The sequence below is a fragment of the Bradyrhizobium sp. LB13.1 genome (assembly GCF_054056815.1).
Map to the genome: position 1 here is coordinate 4,742,622 of NZ_JBSRYQ010000001.1, position 18,700 is coordinate 4,761,321.

Annotated in this window: 19 protein-coding genes and 1 pseudogene; 11 read left to right on the plus strand and 9 right to left on the minus strand. The window is 58.1% G+C overall.

Features of this window, described 5'->3' with window-relative positions:
* Positions 1–259: 259 nt before the first annotated feature.
* The 3 genes from ACVWYI_RS22590 to ACVWYI_RS22600 all read left to right on the plus strand — a co-directional run bounded on the left by ACVWYI_RS22590 (position 260) and on the right by ACVWYI_RS22600 (position 2,279).
* Positions 260–826, plus strand: a complete 567-nt coding sequence (locus ACVWYI_RS22590; RefSeq protein WP_354053183.1) for a hypothetical protein — start codon at positions 260–262, stop codon at positions 824–826.
* 309 nt (positions 827–1,135) lie between these two features.
* Positions 1,136–2,134 (plus strand): ABC transporter substrate-binding protein, encoded by a 999-nt coding sequence (locus ACVWYI_RS22595; protein WP_456663238.1) that lies wholly within the window; start codon positions 1,136–1,138, stop codon positions 2,132–2,134.
* A 10-nt stretch (positions 2,135–2,144) separates the two neighbouring features.
* Entirely contained in the window at positions 2,145–2,279 is a 135-nt protein-coding gene (locus ACVWYI_RS22600; protein WP_354053185.1) for a hypothetical protein, read from the plus strand.
* 214 nt (positions 2,280–2,493) lie between these two features.
* Here ACVWYI_RS22600 and ACVWYI_RS22605 read toward each other — a convergent pair whose 3' ends face one another.
* The 4 genes from ACVWYI_RS22605 to ACVWYI_RS22620 form a co-directional block, all read right to left on the minus strand.
* Positions 2,494–3,288, minus strand: a complete 795-nt coding sequence (locus tag ACVWYI_RS22605; RefSeq protein ID WP_247348721.1) for an outer membrane protein — start codon at positions 3,286–3,288, stop codon at positions 2,494–2,496.
* 405 nt (positions 3,289–3,693) lie between these two features.
* The gene (locus tag ACVWYI_RS22610) at positions 3,694–5,589 is read right to left on the minus strand and encodes a patatin-like phospholipase family protein (protein ID WP_456663239.1); all 1,896 of its coding nucleotides are present in this window, start codon (positions 5,587–5,589) and stop codon (positions 3,694–3,696) included.
* A 369-nt stretch (positions 5,590–5,958) separates the two neighbouring features.
* Positions 5,959–6,621, minus strand: a complete 663-nt coding sequence (locus ACVWYI_RS22615) for a DUF6064 family protein (RefSeq protein ID WP_354053419.1) — start codon at positions 6,619–6,621, stop codon at positions 5,959–5,961.
* Between the two features lie 230 nt (positions 6,622–6,851).
* Complete coding sequence (locus tag ACVWYI_RS22620) at positions 6,852–7,415, minus strand: hemerythrin domain-containing protein (protein ID WP_456663240.1); 564 nt, start codon at positions 7,413–7,415, stop codon at positions 6,852–6,854.
* A gap of 214 nt (positions 7,416–7,629) precedes the next feature.
* Here ACVWYI_RS22620 and ACVWYI_RS22625 point away from each other — a divergent pair, with 214 nt between their 5' ends.
* The 3 genes from ACVWYI_RS22625 to ACVWYI_RS22635 all read left to right on the plus strand — a co-directional run bounded on the left by ACVWYI_RS22625 (position 7,630) and on the right by ACVWYI_RS22635 (position 9,710).
* The gene (locus tag ACVWYI_RS22625) at positions 7,630–7,962 is read left to right on the plus strand and encodes an H-NS histone family protein (protein WP_456663241.1); all 333 of its coding nucleotides are present in this window, start codon (positions 7,630–7,632) and stop codon (positions 7,960–7,962) included.
* A gap of 1,155 nt (positions 7,963–9,117) precedes the next feature.
* Positions 9,118–9,360: a hypothetical protein gene (locus ACVWYI_RS22630; RefSeq protein WP_456663242.1), complete on the plus strand. Its 243-nt coding sequence runs from the start codon at positions 9,118–9,120 to the stop codon at positions 9,358–9,360.
* Between the two features lie 161 nt (positions 9,361–9,521).
* Positions 9,522–9,710 (plus strand): hypothetical protein, encoded by a 189-nt coding sequence (locus ACVWYI_RS22635; RefSeq protein WP_456663243.1) that lies wholly within the window; start codon positions 9,522–9,524, stop codon positions 9,708–9,710.
* A 1,147-nt stretch (positions 9,711–10,857) separates the two neighbouring features.
* Here the strand turns inward: ACVWYI_RS22635 and ACVWYI_RS22640 are convergent.
* The 5 genes and pseudogenes from ACVWYI_RS22640 to ACVWYI_RS22660 form a co-directional block, all read right to left on the minus strand.
* The gene (locus ACVWYI_RS22640; protein WP_456663244.1) at positions 10,858–11,343 is read right to left on the minus strand and encodes a hypothetical protein; all 486 of its coding nucleotides are present in this window, start codon (positions 11,341–11,343) and stop codon (positions 10,858–10,860) included.
* 23 nt (positions 11,344–11,366) lie between these two features.
* Entirely contained in the window at positions 11,367–11,699 is a 333-nt protein-coding gene (locus ACVWYI_RS22645; protein ID WP_456663245.1) for a hypothetical protein, read from the minus strand.
* A gap of 428 nt (positions 11,700–12,127) precedes the next feature.
* Positions 12,128–13,630, minus strand: coding sequence for a hypothetical protein (locus ACVWYI_RS22650; RefSeq protein ID WP_456663246.1), 1,503 nt, complete (start codon positions 13,628–13,630; stop codon positions 12,128–12,130).
* Between the two features lie 253 nt (positions 13,631–13,883).
* Complete coding sequence (locus ACVWYI_RS22655) at positions 13,884–14,069, minus strand: hypothetical protein (RefSeq protein WP_456663247.1); 186 nt, start codon at positions 14,067–14,069, stop codon at positions 13,884–13,886.
* A 357-nt stretch (positions 14,070–14,426) separates the two neighbouring features.
* Positions 14,427–14,765: pseudogene (locus tag ACVWYI_RS22660) on the minus strand (ComEC/Rec2 family competence protein); the annotation flags it as partial.
* Between the two features lie 383 nt (positions 14,766–15,148).
* Here ACVWYI_RS22660 and ACVWYI_RS22665 point away from each other — a divergent pair.
* The 5 genes from ACVWYI_RS22665 (at position 15,149) to ACVWYI_RS22685 (ending at position 17,854) form a co-directional block, all read left to right on the plus strand.
* On the plus strand, positions 15,149–15,883 hold the full coding sequence (locus tag ACVWYI_RS22665; protein ID WP_456663248.1) for a DUF4393 domain-containing protein: 735 nt from the start codon (positions 15,149–15,151) through the stop codon (positions 15,881–15,883).
* 127 nt (positions 15,884–16,010) lie between these two features.
* Positions 16,011–16,403: a hypothetical protein gene (locus ACVWYI_RS22670; RefSeq protein ID WP_456663249.1), complete on the plus strand. Its 393-nt coding sequence runs from the start codon at positions 16,011–16,013 to the stop codon at positions 16,401–16,403.
* A gap of 33 nt (positions 16,404–16,436) precedes the next feature.
* A complete protein-coding gene (locus tag ACVWYI_RS22675) occupies positions 16,437–16,691 on the plus strand; it encodes a hypothetical protein (protein WP_456663250.1) in 255 nt (84 codons plus the stop codon).
* A gap of 423 nt (positions 16,692–17,114) precedes the next feature.
* Positions 17,115–17,381 carry a hypothetical protein gene (locus ACVWYI_RS22680; protein ID WP_456663251.1) on the plus strand — a complete coding sequence of 89 codons (267 nt, stop codon included), beginning with the start codon at positions 17,115–17,117 and terminating at the stop codon, positions 17,379–17,381.
* Between the two features lie 239 nt (positions 17,382–17,620).
* Positions 17,621–17,854, plus strand: a complete 234-nt coding sequence (locus ACVWYI_RS22685; protein WP_456663252.1) for a hypothetical protein — start codon at positions 17,621–17,623, stop codon at positions 17,852–17,854.
* The last annotated feature ends 846 nt before the right edge of the window (positions 17,855–18,700 follow it).

Genomic DNA, 18,700 nt, shown 5'->3' on the forward strand with positions numbered 1-18,700 from the left:
ATAGGAGATGCGGCGCCATGCACAATGTTTTCCTTGGCATCACCTTGGCCGGAGCCCAGGTGCTCGTCTTAGCCTCTCTTTTGGCGCTTCAACGGATAATCGAGTGATCGTCGCCTGACGATCCGTTGCACTGCTTGCGACGAACTTTGGCCTGTCGCGGTTTCTTCCAAGTGTGTGAGCCATCTCTCACAGGATTGCGTCGAGTCTGGCGTAAGTTCGGCGTGTAGGTCGCCATCCGCAAACCATCGTGGAGATCGAAATGGCCAAAAATCCGACGGGCTCTGCAAGTGACCGTCTCCCGCATCCGTTCAACGAATTGCTCGCCGCCGCCACTGTACCGCCGCAAGCCGAGTTCCTCGTGCACAGCGTGAAGGTGGTGTGCGGCAGACAAACCGAGACGAACTGCTGCTGTACCGCAGGCGCCAGGCCGGGCGTGTACGCGACCGAGGTCAACATTCAAAATATCACTGGTCAGCCGGCGCAGGTCGCGAAATTCTTCGTACCCTTGATCAACGCGGGCGCGGTTATTGGGCGCGAGCCCAAATTCGCCGATCCAGCCAAAATCTCTCAACACACCGGCGAGCTCATCACTCTTCCACCGCTGGCGGCGACGATGGACGATTGCTGCCACATCGCGGAGTTGCTGCTCGGCGGCCCCCCAAGCGGAGAGTCGGCGCTCACGATCGGCTATCTCACGATCGGGAGCTTCTTCGAATTGGCCGTCTCTGCGGTCTACACAGCGACCCCCCTGAGCGGGGACGGCATCAGCATTGACGTCGAGTACATTCTGCCGCGGCGCCTGGGACGTGGCCCGGGTCAAGGCTGAAAACCGCCTGACAGAACAAAGGTCATTGCGAGGCGTTGGTCGCCCTTTGCGCACGCATGGGCGGTCTTCCTTGCCGCGGAAAGCCGCCTGCGGCGCAAGCGGGTCCCGGGCCTTGACGGATTAGCATTCAGCTTCGTTTGAAGAACATCCGAGCTGCTGCGCGAGCAAGAGCGGAGATTCACCGGACATCCCGCGGCTGGCGAGCCTACTCGAGATTCTGTGGCAGAGGTCATGGCCACCCGGTTCCAATGTGTTAGTTTGCGGCGAGTGATAGGTTGTCTCTAGCTAGGCTTTGCGGAGGCATCAGACATGAAGCGGCGCGAGTTCATAGCCGCACTCAGCGGCGCTGCGGTGTGGCCGCTGGCCGCTCAGGCGCAGCAATCTAAAAAGATTTACCGGATTGGATATCTGACGGCTAATTTGAGCAGCTATCCTTGGGTAAACGGCTTCGTTCACGAATTAAGCAATCGCGGCTATTCGGAGGGCAACAATCTCACCATCGAATGGCGGGAGGCAAAAGGACATTCGGAACTTCTGCCCGAGATGGCTGCCGATCTCGTCCGGCAGAATGTGGACCTGATCGTGGCTGTGGGAAATTACCCCGGACTTTTGGTGCAGAAGATTACTGCGACAATTCCCATTGTCGTGCTCTCGAGCCGCGGCGGCGTTGAAGCCAAATTATATTCGTCTCTTTCACATCCTGGCGGGAACCTTACGGGCATCGACAATCTCTCGCCTGATCGCGATGTCAAACGTGTCGAGTTCTTGAAAGAAATTGTTCCACAACTCTCGCGGTTGGCAGTTCTTTACAATCCGCTCCCCTCTTACGCCAGCAATCATCTCAACAGTATTTCTTCGGCATTTGAAAAATTGGGAATTGAAGCGCAGCCGTTTGAAGTTCGTTCACCGCCGGAATTTGAGCTCGCGTTTGCTTCAATCCTGCGCAAAAGGCGGGATACGATGATTGATGCAATGACTACTGTCACCGATCCGATGTTCGTCTTTGATCGCAAGAGGATTGTCGACTTCGGAATAGAAAACAAAATCCCGAACGCCCATGAATATCGAGAATGGGTGCAGAGCGGCGGACTGCTTGCCTATGGTCCGACAATTGATGGAATATGGCGCCGGGGCGCATATTTCGTTCAGAATATCCTCAACGGCGCAAAGCCAAGTGATTTGCCCGTCGAAGCGCCGAGCGAATTCCATCTTGCCATCAACCTCAAAGCTGCCAAAGATATTGGCCTATCTGTTCCTCAGCATCTGGTCGCGAGGGCTGACGAGTTGATTAAAGCAGACCTACGCTAAGCGCTCAGCGATGTCCGCTAATGACCACCCATTGCAGACCTCCGGGTTGAAGACCGGTAGCATTCCGATGTTCTCGAAGGTCAAGGCGCTCGGCATCGATATCCCTGCGACGCTGCTCGGCGGCGCCAACGAGGTGATTGAATAACGATCTTCTGCGCTGGACGAGTCTGCAGTTGGGCCCTAGCAAGTTGCCGCATCGCAATGACATGTCCGTGTCGGAGAGACACCGGAAGCTTTCGACTCAGGGCGGACCGACGCGAATGACCCAACTGCGACATCCGCACGATCTATAATTCCGCCAAGGCAAATATAAAAAGCCCCGGCGATGCCGGGGCTTGAGTTATCGGGTTTCGGGAAGATCAATATTTACCGAGGACTTGACCACCCCAGTTGAAGCGGTAGTTGATGCGAGCGGTGACGAGGTCCACATCTTGGCGAATAGCGTCAGTGCGGAATACGCCGCCGACCGGGATGACAGCAGCACCCAAAACACCTGTGGACGTGAAGCTGTGACTATGATTACCCATGAACAGGTGATCGTACTCGACCGCAACCGACCAATTCGGTGCGAATCCGAATTCGAGGCCCGTTCCGACGACACCACCCCAGCGTGTTTCACTCGCCGAATCAAACAGCGTGCCTGTGGCAGTCACCGTACCTCGGTATTTGTCGTCGGTCACGGCAGCTCCACCCTTCACATACCAAAGGACGTTGTTCCAGGCATAGCCGACTTGGCCTGTGAACAGGCCGAACGCTTCAATCTTGGAATTGTTGGTCCAGGCGGGAATGAAACCGCTAACATTAGATCCCTTCAAATCAGCCCAGTCGCCCTGCGCTTCGAGACCGAACACCCAACCGGCGCTCTGCCAACGGTAACCAATCTGACCACCTACCACTCCGCCGGTCGCATCGTGACAACCTTCACGGAAGGTAGGCACGACAGTTGCTCCGGGGAAGTTCGTAATATCCCAGCACTTGTGGCTTGATCCCCAACCGCCATTGGCACCGATGTAGAAGCCGCTCCAGTCGTAGATCGCAGCCATCATCGGGGGCGGCGCCTTGGTGTAGGGACGTGCAGCCAAGTCAGCGGCCGACGCGGGAGCAGCCACGCCTAATGCTATTAGACCAGCCATACACACCAGAAATTTCTTCATGGCATTTCTCCATCTCGATCGCTTCTGATTTATCTGAAACGATAAATGCACCAGCGACCATTTATGAGTTTGTTCCGGCAGCAACGCATGATTTAGAATTCCACCTCTAACGATAGACAATCAGGGCCTTGAGAATCCGTGCCCTAAATGCAACTCCTGGTTTTTAAAATTCGGCCCATAGGGCAAGCCTTCTGACCTTGCAAAGCAGGTGCGAAGACGTGAATGAGTCCGGAAGTGGCCCAAGCAGCCTTTGCCATTTCGGCTCAGAGAGCTGGACCGGACGTTTGCAGTGGAGCGCTAGGCTCACGCTTTTGACACTGACCGGACATTGGCGCTGATCAATATCTTAGGCCGGTCCCGACGCGCGGCCAATCGGCGAGACGGACGGCGATACGCACCCGCAGCTCAGCTGGATAGAGCATTACTGGCGAGCTCGACGACGGAACCTCGCATTGTTGCTGGCTTTCCGGCAGCGAGGATGGCGGCCATTGCCGGGTTGCCCTCTGCTTCCAGCGCCACGATAGCTTGTCGGGCCCAAAGGTAAGACGCCTGAAAAATCTCCGTATGGCGGTCGAAGTCCGTCACATCGATCCCTAGCGGACAGGGCGGGCGCATTACCAGATCGAGTGGTCTCGTCGGCAACGTATCGTAGCGCTGATGCGCCACGAGGCTTCGCCACAGCACGTTGACGGCACTCGGCGCGGCGGGAAGCAGCTTCTTACGAAACGGCATCAGCATTGCCGCGACCAGCTCAAGCCGTCCGGGCAACTCATCATACGCGACATCAAACAGCTCAGCCGCCGGCTCGCCGAAATGCACAACCAGATTGGGGCCACTCTTTAGTTGATGCATCGGTGCCAGCGGCACATTGTCGATCAAGCATCCATCGACGAGCATCGCACCTTCTGGCGTGTAGAACGGCGGCAATAATCCGGGAATTGCGCTTGAGGCACGCACCGCCTGCCATAGCGATCCTGAGCGGATCAATTCCAGATTATGGGTCGAAAGATTGGTCGCGACTGCCGCGAAAGGTCGCCAGCAATCCTCGATCCGGCAGTCGTGGCCGAATTGGCGGGCGAGCGCCCGATCGAACGCCTTATGATCCAGCAAGGCGTAACGTGGCCAGGTCGGCCGCCGGAAGCTGCGACTCCTAACGAAAATATCGTGCGTGCCGCGCTCAAGATCCTCTGCTTCGAGGTTCTTTGCGAATCCGGCCGCCATGGCAGAGCCGACACTGGTGCCGATAAAGATATCGAATATCACGCCAAGCTCGCGGAAGGCCTTGTAGACCCCCACATGCGCCGATCCAAGGCTTCCGCCGCCGCCGGCGACGTAGCCAATCGCGCGACCCGACAGGAATCGGACTAGACTGTCGAAATCAACTTGATCCCCCAGCGCGACATGGTGATGCATGAAGGAGGGCAGCCGAGCAAGCCAGGCCGCGGTTCCACTGACGTGACTGCTCCGTCGATCATGTACGCGAACGAGGCGTCGCGCCGACCTTGGGTGAACCTCGCAGGCAAAAGTCTCGACATCTGTTAAGGGTCCCACCGGCGCATCGCCACGGCACCCGAACACAACCATGTCGGCCTGGCGGATGGCCTTGCGTGTCCAGGCATTGGCATCGTGATCTCCGAGGTAAACTACCAGCGGCGCGGCGTGTTCTAGTCTGTTGAGCCATTCAGCGACATCGGGCGCATCCGGGGCTTGCCCGGGAAACTTGGAATTGACGCGGGCCACATCGACGATCTCCGCATCAGTGGCGGCGAGCGAATCGCGCATTCGACGATCAAAGGCGCCAGGCAACAGCTCGCGTCCACCTGCGATTAGGGCCACCGTTCTGGCCCTTGGCGACGAGCGAAGCGGCGCGAGGCGCGCCGTCTCCTTGCCAAAACGGAGCGCGAGCGCCGCAAGTACTGCTTCAACAATGGCAGGGGCGTCCCTGGCAAGCTTCTGGTAGGCTTCACGTGTCAACACGAGCACACTGGTGTCGCGGATGGCAATTACATTGGCAGTGCGCGGGACATTTGCAAAGAAGCCGATCTCGCCCACCAATTCGCCGGCACGGAGCTCGGCTAGAGGTTCGAGCTCGCCATTTCGGCACACAGCTAGCGCACCGTGCAGCACCAAAAACAATGAGTCCGAGAGGCCGCCTTGGGCAACGAGCCTTTCTCCTCGCACCAGATCGAGGCGAACCATTGCGTTCAGAGCCGTCATCCGCTGTTCCGGACTGAGCGTTCTGAACAGAGCGAAGTCCTCAGACACGTTCCCCGACGCAAATGTCGCGCTCACTTCATTCATTGGCGACATCCAATTCGACTGAACGGCCCTCATGTTAATGCCGGGTCGCCTCGTCTGCCAGAATGAATATAAGGGTCAGCGCGCCAGCTCTTCGCAATGCATTTATAGAAGCACCGCAACATAGATTGTGAAGCTATCCTGCCTCTAAGACGCTGCAACCTCGGGCGCCTTTCGACTTTCACAGACCGCCTCGGTTCGCTGCGGCGCTTGAGTCTGCTAGTGGCCATCGGAGAATTGGCCCCAGCCCTCCACTAGGTCCGCTCACCGAGCACTGCGAACTAGATTTGCTCACCTTGCGTTCTTCGCATCTTGACCCAATTCGGACATTCGGGCGGTGTTAACGACTGCACTTCAGCGCAGGAGGTAAGGTCAGGCACTGACGTTCGCTGCCAGACATTGGACGGCTCGGTCTCGCACGATGATGAGCGCGACAGCGATGAAGCCGCTGACCAGGAGTAGCGAATCTTGAGGCACCTGCAGTAGAACGGCGGCGCTGCCGCCGATCAGGGACCAGGTGAATGGAATGACCAGAAGCCAGCGAGATATCGGGCGTGTGGTCAACAGAAACATTCCAAAAGTAAAAATCGTCACCGGGCACGGCGTCACACCAAAGACAGGCATCTCGGGGTAAACGTGTCCCGTCGAGATGCCGATCATTGGATAGAGAATTGCCGCGTAGAACACGAGCGCCACGCCGACCCAAGCCGTCGGTCCGGACCTAAGGCCAAAACGGAGCCGGCCATGATACACACCCGAATATAGCAGGTAAGCGCCTTGGGCAACGAACAACATCCCGAACAAGTACGCCGCCTTATTGATGGTCGAGAAGAAAACCCCGTGATAGGCGATCCCGGTCCAGAGCCACATGATCGACAAGACGCTCGCTGTAAAGCGATCTGCGAGCGACGCTTTCGAGAGCAAGAGAACAATTGCCACGCAACCAAGCAGATAGGCTCCCACCTGTGACGGCCAGATAGCAGTATTGTAGTTCACGAATACGGACAGAAATTGCTCGCGAGTGAACGGAAGCATGCTCCACCCTCCAATTCCTGTCACAGGCTAGTCGCACGAGCCGAAGAGCAAATTGACTTGCCTCAAACAGATTTCGCTACGTGTCGTCATTTGGCCCTTGTGCGAGGTGGCTTCCAACACCAGCTGCGTCCGATTATCGGGCAGACCGAAGTGGCCAGGCAATTAGCCAAAACGGCGCTTTTGACCCCTTTCGGATGTTGAGCCCGATCAACGCCATGTGATGAGCTCGACTAATGTCGTTCGGCTTCGGCTTCTTGCTCCAACTGCAAGATACGCTCGCGCAGCGCGTCGAACGTCTCTTCGGCCGCCTCGCTGAACAGAGGATCCTCAGGATTAGTCATAGCCGAAGCGATCTCCGTCCAATCTTGAGGCTCGAGAGCTTTTAGAGCGGCAGGAAAGAAATCGCGATCTTCCATCATGATGTGGCACCGCTCGTGCTCAATGAAATCACGAACAATGGCATGCACATCTTGCCGAAGGAGTTCGCGATCCGCGAGTACACTGTCAACCGCACGAGCGACGCGGCGCAAACGTTCGGCGCCTTTTTGGTGTTCGCGCGCGAGATCACCGACTTTCGCAGCCGCACCGGGATTGCGAATTTTCAACTTAGCGAAGACAAGGTCTTCTTGAGGATGATGATAAACCTCCGGGTAAAGTTCGAAGTAGCTAATAACCGCACCAATAACCTCATAGTCAGGGCGGTCGCCACGGTCGAAAATCTGAAGCTCCCGCTCCAGGACGGTGAGCAGTTTCTCAATATTGCGGTGCTCTTGGCTTAAGCGCTCAATGATCATTGCTGCGATCCACAAAGGAGACCGATTGAGAGGCACAGAAAGTTAGCCCCAACTCGCCTCAGCTCTTTTGCGCTAAATCAAGTTTGTGCCCGCGCCGTGGTGGCCGAGAGGCTCCGAATGTCACTTTGTTGTCGAGGATCAGGCTCGAAGAAGTCCTAAAAAGGTTCCAATTCTGGAACGGAATTCTCAGAGGGGCTTCTTAACGGAGCACGATGTGAAACAATTCAAGGGTATGCTCGAAGGAATGTCCACCAATGAGCTTTGGGATTTCTACCGCCACACCCGGGCCATTCTCCCAGGAAAACTAGCGGCGAAACAAAAGGAGCTAGAAGAGCGGCTGGCTAAGCTCGGTGCCGCCGGTGGGTCGGTGCCGCCGCACACCGTTCGCGCCCGACGGCACTATCCCAAAGTCCTTCCAAAGTATCGAAACCCGTTAAATGGATCGGAGACTTGGGCCGGTCGCGGCAAGCAGCCTCTCTGGGTAGCAAGTCTGCTAAGGTCCGGAAAACGCATCGATGACTTACGTATTGATCGGGCTGCGACGTAGCGGGTCATCGCAGGCCTCTGGTTTCGGCCTTCCTAACTTGCTCTCGGAGGGCCTGCACTTCATCCCATAGATTCTCGATGTTGGCGATCGATGCGCGCCTTCGTTTCAGCTTCTGAAGCTCGAGAGCCAGCACAAGTCGGTCTGGTTTAATGCGCTTCTGCTCTTTTGAAGCCCGGACCTTTCGTCCCATTGGGAACAACTCCGCACGCTGCGACCCACAAAGGTGACCGATTGAGAGGCTCAGAAAGTTTAGTCCCAAGTCGCCTCAGCTCATTGCGCTAGATCAAGTTGTGCGGGCCGCAAGTCATGTCCATCCGGGCGAAAAATCAGACCTCCGTTCATGACGCGCCAGTGGCAAAATAGGCGATATAAAACAGGCGGGGCGCACCAATGCGTCATGGAGACGGAGCCGTGCCGAACCTCGTATTACATGCTGGATCAGAGCGGCCCAGATCAGGCGTTCGGCCAGTCGTCCGGGCCCGCGTTCTTGGCTCTTTCGTCAGCTAGGAGAACAGCGTCTGGTGCCGTGCTTCGTCGCGTGACAGGTCACCTTCACTGGCCGCGATGAGTTTCTCTGCCCCTTTGCGCACGCGGTGCAAGGCTTTTTATTGGGCGGACGAGGAAATGCCTCAGCGTCGTTTCATTGCGGCGCGAATTTGGGTTGCTGCCAGGGCTAGCGGACATTGCCCAATCGCGGCGACACAGGACCGAACCGCAGGCCAGCCAGGTCACGGGGTCGTGCGAGTTCCCCGCGTTCAATCCGCCATCCACCGAACCCAGAAGCCTATGCTGGACGTTCATGCCGGTGCGAGGACACCTGAAGAGGATGTTGCGATTTATACGCGAGATCATGAGCTTCGATCGGCCGCGGCAAAATTCCGGATCCGTACGTAAGCGGCAAGCCGGATCGCAGCGCCGCCCTACGCTGCAGACGCCCCTGCGCTAAAGTAGACGGCCACGACCCGGCGAGACTTGACGGGTGGGGTGAACGGAGGCAAGCCTTTGTGTTCCTTTTGAGAAACCGGCGCAATGTCCGGAACTAGACAAAGCGGCGCACGTTGGGCTTGAAAAGTGTCCTCCCTCACAGTGCCGAATATTACGGCTCGGGCAGAGGGAATTGATCAGACAAAAAATGCAAGTCCCTCGGAGGCCGTCATGGATGGCTCTCGTAACGAACGCGCACGTGCGCGTGCACAATACCTGTTGGCGCAAATCGCACTCTTGCCCGACGATGCTAAAGTCCAGCGCTTGCGTGAACTATCCATGGATTACATTCGCGAAGCAGAAAGATTCGAAAAAGAAGGTGTCGCCACACGCGAGTCCGGCGAACAAATCTCGGCAGCCTTAGACGCGATAGCCCACGACTTTTTTGCTCGTGCTCTTCGAGGCCCCAGGTGAGGAGGCGGCGGCCTCGACCGGCTATGAGCGCAAGGGATTGGTACGATTGAGGGAGCAGAACATGGCTGTCCTAAGACGCGAGTTGTACCGTCAAGTTAGAGGACCAGAGGTCCACCCACGCCGATCGCTGCGCGCTGGTCTTCGATACGGACCCCAAGAGTTTGTATGTCGAGCGCGAGGTCACCCATTTGGACGCATGTATCGACGGCACGATCGAGATGCAAACCACCACGATGGATATCGCGGATTATCTCAAGCAAGGCGGCCAAACCCCAGGACACCGCGAGCTATGGCGGCTGCTGAGGACGCTCTTCAAAGACACCGATGATAGTGATGAGCTGATCGACTAGCCGGAGCGTTTGTCCAGCCTCTTCGGTCGCTTGAGCATCATCCGCTTGGCCTTCGCCTCTGACCGCTTTTTGATCTCGACTTTGCTTTGTTGGATCAGGGCTGTTTCTGAGTTCTGGACCTTAAGAGTGGAATTCACGTTGGCGCCCTCCGATAAGCTCTGCTTGGCAGATTAGTCCAATATGGCCCCCACGCAAAAGCCGCCAAGGTTTCCCTCGGCGGCCTGTGTCGTTGCGTTGCGTTTGCGTAGAGGTTTGCCGCGCCGAGCGGTGCTCGAACGTAGCCCAAGCCTGCCACCCACAGGACGCACAACCTTCATGAATGAGGCAGTGGATGCGTCATCGCATGAGGCAGTCGAGGCGTTGCCTGTATGTCGGGGCCAACGTATCCCCGATGGACTATGATGTGTCAGCGGCGACGATGCTGATCAAGCCAGTGCGGCTGTCCCATCGGATGAAATAGATAGCCCCGCCATCCTTGCTCGGCTCCTCAACCTCCCAACAATGCGGCAACCAATGAAGGACATGCGGGCCCAAGCGGAGAAGCTACGCACTGACGCTGCTGAATGCGCTCTGATCCGCGACTCTCGCGACAGAGCCAAAAAGCGCGAGTTGTTCTCGCGGTTGGCCGACCATCTCAAGGCATTGCCAGACGAAGTTGAGAGGACAATAGAACCATCGGAAGGCAGAGACCCTGCTGGCGAAGCTGGTTACAAGCTGCCCGCCCAAAAGCAATGCAACATGGGCTGAGGCTCGCCACCAACGCTGTTGGAGCATTGAGGTAGAGCAACACGATCACCCCTCAAGTGCCAGAGTGGCTCCAGCTTTGCCAAGCCGCTCTAGAGCGGGGGCAGTTCAGGCATCGCCAGGGGCCGCGTGCCCCCTCTCCGGCTGCACCGTCCTTGCATCGCGACAATCTAACAGGAGGCTACATGCCGAGCCAACGATTGATCGCGCGGCTTGAGGCTGTAGTCGGCCTCTCCGAGCAAGACCGCAGCAAGCTGAAGAACATGCAGCACACAGTGAAGACTCTCGCTAATAGGGAGTATGTCCTGCATGAAGGTCAAAGATCATCACAATGCGCCATTGTGATAAGTGGCTTCCTCTTCCGCCAGAAGATCGCAGGGACTCGCAACCAAATACTGTCGATCTACGTTTCGGGTGACATGCCGGATGTCTCGCCGATCTCGCGCGCGGCTGCGTCGCCGCTCGCCATATCCAAAATCTCAGCATGTGCACCCAGCGCCTGCCGCAGGGTTGTATGCCCTGCTTTGCGGTCCTGATGCGCGGTAGCGAAGCACTCAAGCGGCGCTCCAACCCGGCCGGTCCAGGGGGGCATGCCTGCGAGGAAGTCCACCTTGCGAGCCATGGCCGCATTGCCGCTAACCAGGAAGTGGGAGTCTCGAGCGGGCGGTGGTTTCCGGCTTCCCTTCGCAGCGCCCAACCTCTCGATCGGCTCAAGCGCAACGCCGCGCTTGGTGAATCCGTAGCGCACCAGGCGGTCCTTGCGGAATACGAGATCGCCGATCCGGCTGGTGGTGCATGGCCGCTCCTCCCGCCGAATGTCGCTGCGCTGGCCGTTCTGCACTGTGCAGCTCACAGCAACACACCTTGCCCCTTCGATGGCGCGCAGCAATTCGTCGACGGATGGGCGAATCTCTAAATCCTGCTCGCCTCCCTCAGCGAAGCCTGCGTTCGCGGCTCATCGCCTTCATCAACGACGATTTCCGGCTCGGCATAGAGGTCAGGCGAGTGAGATGCTTGAAGGTCCCGCCAATACCGCCACAGGGGCACCACGTCGGGCGCCATCCGGCTGAGGCGCTCCAGTTGCGGGAGATTTAATACCGGCTCTGGCGCCCGCTGTGGGCGCTGGATATAGGCGCGGCGAGCGGCCAGACTGGTGAAGCTATCGGCGCTGATAGGACCGTTGTCGTTGGCGGGCCGCGGCTGCTGCCAAGTAGAAAGTGCCTCGTGGAAACTAAGTGCGGGCATTGAGCCCTCCGTTGACGTGCTGTTGACCGGCTGCGCGGCCCTCTGGCTTTCGGCGCTGGGCCGATAAATCAAAAATAATCAAAAAAGTTACGCGTGAGTGGACGACTGGTTTGGCTGGTGCCGGGCTCAAAGGAATGAGGACCACCCCAGGGGTAGGTCGAGGCTCTGCGCCGATTGCTCCTAACTACCGGTTGGGCACTCGCACACGCGATGCCGCAGATTTCGAGATATTTTTGCCGGTCACACTTCTTGGAAACCTGCGGGTTTTAGCGTGAGACTGCCGGCGTCGACCGGCAAAATTCATAGAGAGTCGAGTCGCCCTCCCCGTAAGCATGTTTACCCTTCCGTTTTGCACGCGCGGAAGGGAGGCGGGGGCGCTGGTCCCCTGTTGGATAGTGGGAGAGAGTGCGGATACCCCCGGGGCCTGGTTATGCTGCCTCCTGCAGTAGCGCCGCATAGCTGATAGCGCCGCTATTGGTGATGGTGCATTCAAGCGCCTTGCCGTGCAGGACGTCGGTGTCTTCTATAGATGCGATACCGACAGCCCGGCAGATAGAAGCGAGGAACGCTTGCCCCCTCGCCGTCTCCATGTCGAAGGCGTGTTCTACCTGCCTGTTGATTTTCATCCCGCCTGAGTTGTCGGATATATCCAACATCAACGTGACGAACTGGCCGTGCTCATTCCACTCGAAGGCGCTATCCTTGATGGTTGCGGGGAATGTGCCGAAGGGCGAGAACTTGCCAACATCGCCGATCCAAGGCTCGGGCTCGGCGGCAGGCTGGCCGACGCTGAGGAAGGCCAACCCCTTATCGTCGCTCACACCGACAACCCGACCGACGATGTAATCGCCCTCTGGATTGCCCTTGCCCCATGCAGCTAGATACAGGCTATGCTTAAGTTCACCGTCGGCGCCTTCCGCGAATTCAGCGGCGGCACAGACAACGTGCAAGCGCTTGCTGAACTCCTGCCCGTCATCGGCCCGGAAGGAGAATGTCTCATACCAATCGGCAAAGACGTCGCCATCGGTTTCATGCGCCGTGATCGTGAAGTGCTTGATGTTTGCACCGATACCGAGATCGCCCTTGCCGGCCGATTTGGATTTGGCCTTGCTGGCCTTCTCCACCTTGGTAAAGCCCTTCGGCGCGTCCTCGTCATAGCGCTCATCTTTCAACCACCGCGCCAATGCGTATCGCGGCGCATCCGGCTTGCCTTGTGCCGCCCATGACGCCTGCCACGCCTTGGCGGCCTCAATCACGGCAGCGCGGTCTACCTCGGCCGGGAGCGCACCCCATGCCGCCTTGGCTTCCTTCTTGCCCTTGAGGAAAGCATAGGTGCGGTAGCAAAGCTCAAACGTCGGCTTGGCGGGCGCGCGCTCTTCCACCGCCGTCCCGCCCGCGGCGGTGGCCGCGAGGCCATCCGCAAGCGGCGGCGCCGTAGGCGCGGCGGGGTCAACTCTATCTATCTGTATCTCGGCCTTGTAGGCCGGATTCAGTAGATAGGATTCGGTCACGTCCACAGGTACACTAGAGTTGCTAGTGGTATTGTCCGCGTGACCACTAGAGGTCACATCCACAGTACCGCTAGGAACTTCATCGGTAGAGGTCACGTCCACAGGTACACTGGCAGACAAATCAAAATTGAGGGCATATTCGGTCGGCCGGGTTCCCTGCCCTTGGCGGGTGATGATGATTGCACCGTTCTCGGCCAAGCGACGCAGGGATGTTGTGATATTGGAACGGCTGGAGCCCGTGGCCCGCTCAAGATAGCGGAGGCTGGCGCGTCCGTTGCCATGCTTCGGGTAATAACGGTCGATGACGTGGCGCGCCACCTTATGGTCGAGGCGCGTTGCCCAAGGCGAGTCGATGATGGCGCCAAGCAGGTTGTATTGATCCAGCAAGCCGCCCGTCTTGTGGATCTTATTGTCCGCCACGGCTACTGCCCCCCACCGCTACCGCTGCTCTGGCGAGATCGTTCGCAACGCCGATATCGAGGCGGACGTTCGTGCCGAATACCCGATAGGAGCCGTCAGGCTTGCGGATCAGACTAAGATCGAGAGCCCGCACGCCGGGGGCTATCTCGGCGTCAAACGTGCCAAGTTGTTTCCCGCTACTGCGGGAGGGTCTGAATTCAATGATTTTCAAAAATGTGGTTCCTGGAGGTTGAGAGGCGAGCCGGCGGAATGGCTAGTTGAGGCTCGCCGCGTAGTGCTCTTTCGGTTCGAAAAAGAGTTCGCCGTCTAACTCGCAGAACGTGAATCCGCGGCGGTCCATCTCTGCGACGGTCAGGGCGAGCCGCCTGTGGCTTTCTGTCAGGCGCGGGTCGGACATGACTCGATGCACCCACGCCCGTCGTTTTGCTCGATTGCCCATGACGTTCATCCATTGAGGGGGTTCAAATTAGCAGTACGACTCTCGCGGCCCGCCGCTAAACGGACCGCTCCAAAATCACTGGGAGAAGCAAGATATATGGCGGTCGGGGGCGCAAAGTGTGCAGGGCGCTGGCCAAAGAAAATTAAGCCCGTACGGTTGTTGGGGCAGGCGACCCGAACCCGGGGCCTTCCCGAACGCATGTAGAACGCCCGCCCCTATTCCGGGACTTTTTCCGGGACTCTACGCGGCCAATCCGGGGTTTTTGCCCCGTTTTGAGCGGTTTTTGTTCTGGGCGCGACGTCAACATGAGTCTACCAGCTTGTTGAAATCGTTGAGTATTCAGGCCGCGCGGCCCCTACCCAGACCATCAGCATAGAAGCTCTGAAAACTCGGATGCACCAGCGCCTCCGGCGCGACTGCCAGCACGATCAGGGCGGCCACCGCCAGCGTGCGGAAGGTGATGGCGCGGCGATCGACCATCACCGCGATCAGCACCACTGCAGTCATGAAGAACGATCTTTGCGTTGCGACCTCCGCGCCCGACAGCAGCAGGTAGAACGCAGCGGCGACCAGTGCCGCGGCCGCCGACCATTTCTTGATGGCGAAGCCGGCCGCCAGTCCCGGGATCAGAGCCAGCAGCGCGCGCACCGCGAAAAACACGACACCGGCAACGACTGCCATGTGATAACCGGAGATCGGTCAAGCAAAGATTTTATATAGGAAATACAGCGCTTTATGGCGCTATTGCTTCCCAAGAATTTGGACCGGGAAGCAGGTGGGAAGCAGCTTTGGAGGCAACTGGCCTCGGCTCGGTAGCAGTTGGCCATGAACTCGAGCCCTGCCCGCTCCTCCGGCATGTCCGCGCCGGCCGCCAGCTCCAGGCAGATGCGCTCCATGCGCGCGAGCTCGTCGATGTCGTGCTGATGTCGCCCCATGCGGCCGATCAGACTCCGGCGGCCGTGCACTCGTCAAGGCTGTCTAGCCTGTAAATGTCCCATAACAAGGGGCCGCCGAATCGGGGATGATCGCGTCACGTCCCCGCCACGGTGCCGGGTGAATTTGCGCCAGGAGAGGAATGGATGACTACGGAGACAGATCTAACGGTAGCTGTGGCGACGGAGATCGCGAAACAACTGCCCGTAAAGGACGTACTCAGCCCGCCGGCTCGTCAGGCAGGGGAAATCTTTCAAGACATCGTCAAAACTGTCCAACTCGCGCTGGCACCCATTCAGCTCGCGGGTGCGCTGCAGGACAGACTGAGACACTTCATCGATAATTCCATTCGAAAGGTACCAGAAGGAAACCGGGTGTCACCGGCGCCGCAAATCCTCGGACCCACCATCGAGGCGATCCGCTACGAACCCGAGGGTACCGAAATTGACGCGATGTTCTCGGAGCTTCTGAGCGCTTCAATGGACGACCGGCGGGTCAAGGACGCACATCCTGCCTTTGCGACTATCATCAGATCTTTGTCTCCCGACGAAGCGAAACTGCTCAAGGCGATCGCCATAAAACCGATCCGGCAGACGTTTACTCAGGCGCTTGATCCCGTGAACAATCTTTTCGCGCCCGCCGTGATCGAATCTCTCGAGGTCCCACCGGGGCTTGCTTTCCCTGAGAATGCCAGGGCCATTCTGGCTCATTTGGTACAGCTCGGCTTGACCGGCGAGGAGCCTCAAGTCGGAAAGCCAGCCGAACCCCTTTATACGAGCGGCCGGCAAACTGGCCTCCGGATGCACATTCAGTTCCATCTGACGATCTGGGGCCGGCAATTTATGAGAGCGGCCACACCACTCGAATCCCTTGCCGACTAGCCACCCACGATGCGCAGTAGCTCGCGCGCGTTCCCCGGCCCACGGAATTGATAATTTGACTCTGGCCACAAGGGCACCGCTCATGTTGAGTCTCGCGCGTCAGCGATTTAGCGGGAGGGGGCTCTGATTGGCTGAGACTACCTGGCTCGACATCTTTACTCGCTATGTCGTTCCTCCCTTGCTAGGGGGCGCAGGCGGCATAGTTACCATCTACGGGCAGTGGGGTATCGAAAAGCGCCGGCAGAAGCTGCAAGCCCGCCGCGACCTAGTTGCAGAGTGGCGAAAGAACCTCGTTCCCCTACTTATCACTAAGCACGAAACGCGCGGCGGAGGTCCGGAGAGTAAGTATGCTTTCATGGATCACGAGAGCTATGCCAGCCTACGACCTCACCTCCGGCCAGATCTGCGGGCCAAACTGGAGGACACGGTGGTTCGGGTCAATGTAGGCGGACCGCCGTTCCCGCGAAGTGCGATCATGGACGAAATCGCGCGGATTGAGCGCCAATGGAATCTCATCTAAGGCTTGCTTGCTCCGGAGACATAGGAGAGATCGATGGACAATGCCGGTTTTGATGCTGTGAAAAGCAAACTTGATGCCGAAATCGACGGATTGCCGGAGAAGCCAGAAGTCAGAATCAAGCTAGGTTGGGATCTCTACCGCGAATTTCGAGTAAGGAAGCTGCTTCAGCCAAAGATTGCTGACTTCCTGCTGCACAAGTGGCCTCTCGCGAGCTATCGCGATAGATTTGTCTGGGACGCATTTGACGTGGCTGACGATCAGTATGTGATCGGCAAGCCCGGAAATTAGGGCAAAAGTCCTGCCAGCGTGAACCGGCGGTTTTTCCACACCCACGACGCGCAGTAGCTAGCCGGCGCTCCGAGGCCCCAGGGATTGATAAGTTGCGAGGTCGCGTCGGTGCCGCTTTGATGGCGGCATGCGTGCTCGCCGTCGATACACAAAATGGGCCGGCCATTATCCGCCCCGCTCTCCTGCTGAATGGCTGGCCGATGGCCATGTGACCTGCAGCATCCAGTGCCTGAACGGCCACTGCGATCGCAGGGTCGACGTTCGGCTCGACGCACTCCCGCAGGATCAGCCGTGGTCGCGGGTCGGCTTGCGCCTGGTCTGCTCAGCATGCGGTGCCGCAGGATCTGTGCATATCGTCCCGAACTGGCATGACAGTCGCGGGCAAGTCAGGCCAAGCATGGGCTTGAGGTTTTGATTCCACCGATGAAGCACGTCACCGAACGCCCTTTTGCCGATCCACAAGCCGCAGCCCGCAAGCTGCTCGATCTCGCCGCCAGCATCGAGGCGGTACAGGAGGGCAGAATCCATATCGAGAAGATCAATTACCCCTTCATCTACACGCTCAAGGGAAGCGGGGCGGAGTTTGGCGCCGGCATTAGGTATGCAGTTGAGCGCGGCTGGCTCGATCTGCACGAAAGCGGCACCTATGTGCGGCTGCTGACGCATGGCGATGATCTGCTCGCTCAATAAATCAGCGTGAAGGACAACCACGCCGCAAGCGATGCGCAGAGACAAATTCCAAGATAAGGCAATGCAAGGCGCATCGGGCTTTCCCTCCGAAACGCAAATATGGATCATCATGTCATGTTGGGACCACAACCACCAGGAATCAGGGGTTGTAATCGCTCGCCTTCCGGCAGGCTGCGCTTGAAGTGAAATGGTCCCGCTCGTTTGACGAACCCATACCGCTGCCCGATGGGCGCAAGCTGATGGCGCTGCTCGATGCCGGCGAATACATCAGCGCTCTGCCAAAGAAAGAGCACAGCGCGCCGGAATGGCAAGCAGCGATGGAGGCGCTGATCCTGGTCGCGGAAGGCGGCGGCCCAACGATGTTCGCGCGGATCGGCATCATGCGGGCTTTGAACCGGCACCACGTCCCCCAAATGAATCCGAAGGGGAAAGAGCCGCATTGGGGCCGGCGCAAGCTGAAGAGGGATCAATGAGGCCCGCCCGTGTCGCGTGAACAGCAGGTGAATGCTCCGTTCAATGGCCGTTGTGCGTTAGCGTCCTATAAGCATCGTCGCGGGAACTCGCTTCCTTGCCCTTCGTTACATCGACCAAGAGGGAGAGAAACGGTGCTTATTCAAGCTGTGATTCTGTCGCTGGCTGCCCTTGGAGCAATGCCGGCCGCGCCTGCCCAGGAAGCTCAAGTTCAACAAGTTCAATTCCCGGGAAGAGGCGGCTCGTGTCCGGATGGCTACGACTTCAACTATTCGAACGGTCGCTGCTATCCGAACAGCTATCACGCCCCCGGCGCGTACGCGAGGTCGGCACCTCGTTACGCCCCCTATGGCCACGACAATTACCGACATCGCCGAGATAGGTATGAACCGAGATATTACGAACGCTACTAAGTGGTTGCAAGCCCGGGCACCCCATCCAAACTAGCCGACGTAATAAGTCCCGCCCGGAGCACAACGCAAGGAACAATCCGCGTTACATGGACCGTTGCGATCCCAGCAAAAGCAATCGCCGTCTCTAACGCTAAGGTCCCAATAGTCGTTTTGATATTGCAACGTCGCGTTGCTTACACCACCGGTCGAGTACCATACCGAGACTGTGCAGCGACCGTTGTACCGGTTAATAAAACGGCAGTTTCCGTCTAGTAATCCCGGGTTGTCGCTCAGCTTGTGCTCTTGTTTGACGACTAATGAATCCGGCGCCGTGGATCCAGCGCCTTCTGAAGAGTTTTTTGATGGAGTAGCAGAAAATTGGTCACTCATCTTGAAATCTCCCATAGGAATTGATTCCAGATATTTCGCAACCAGTGATATGTATCATGCTAAAGG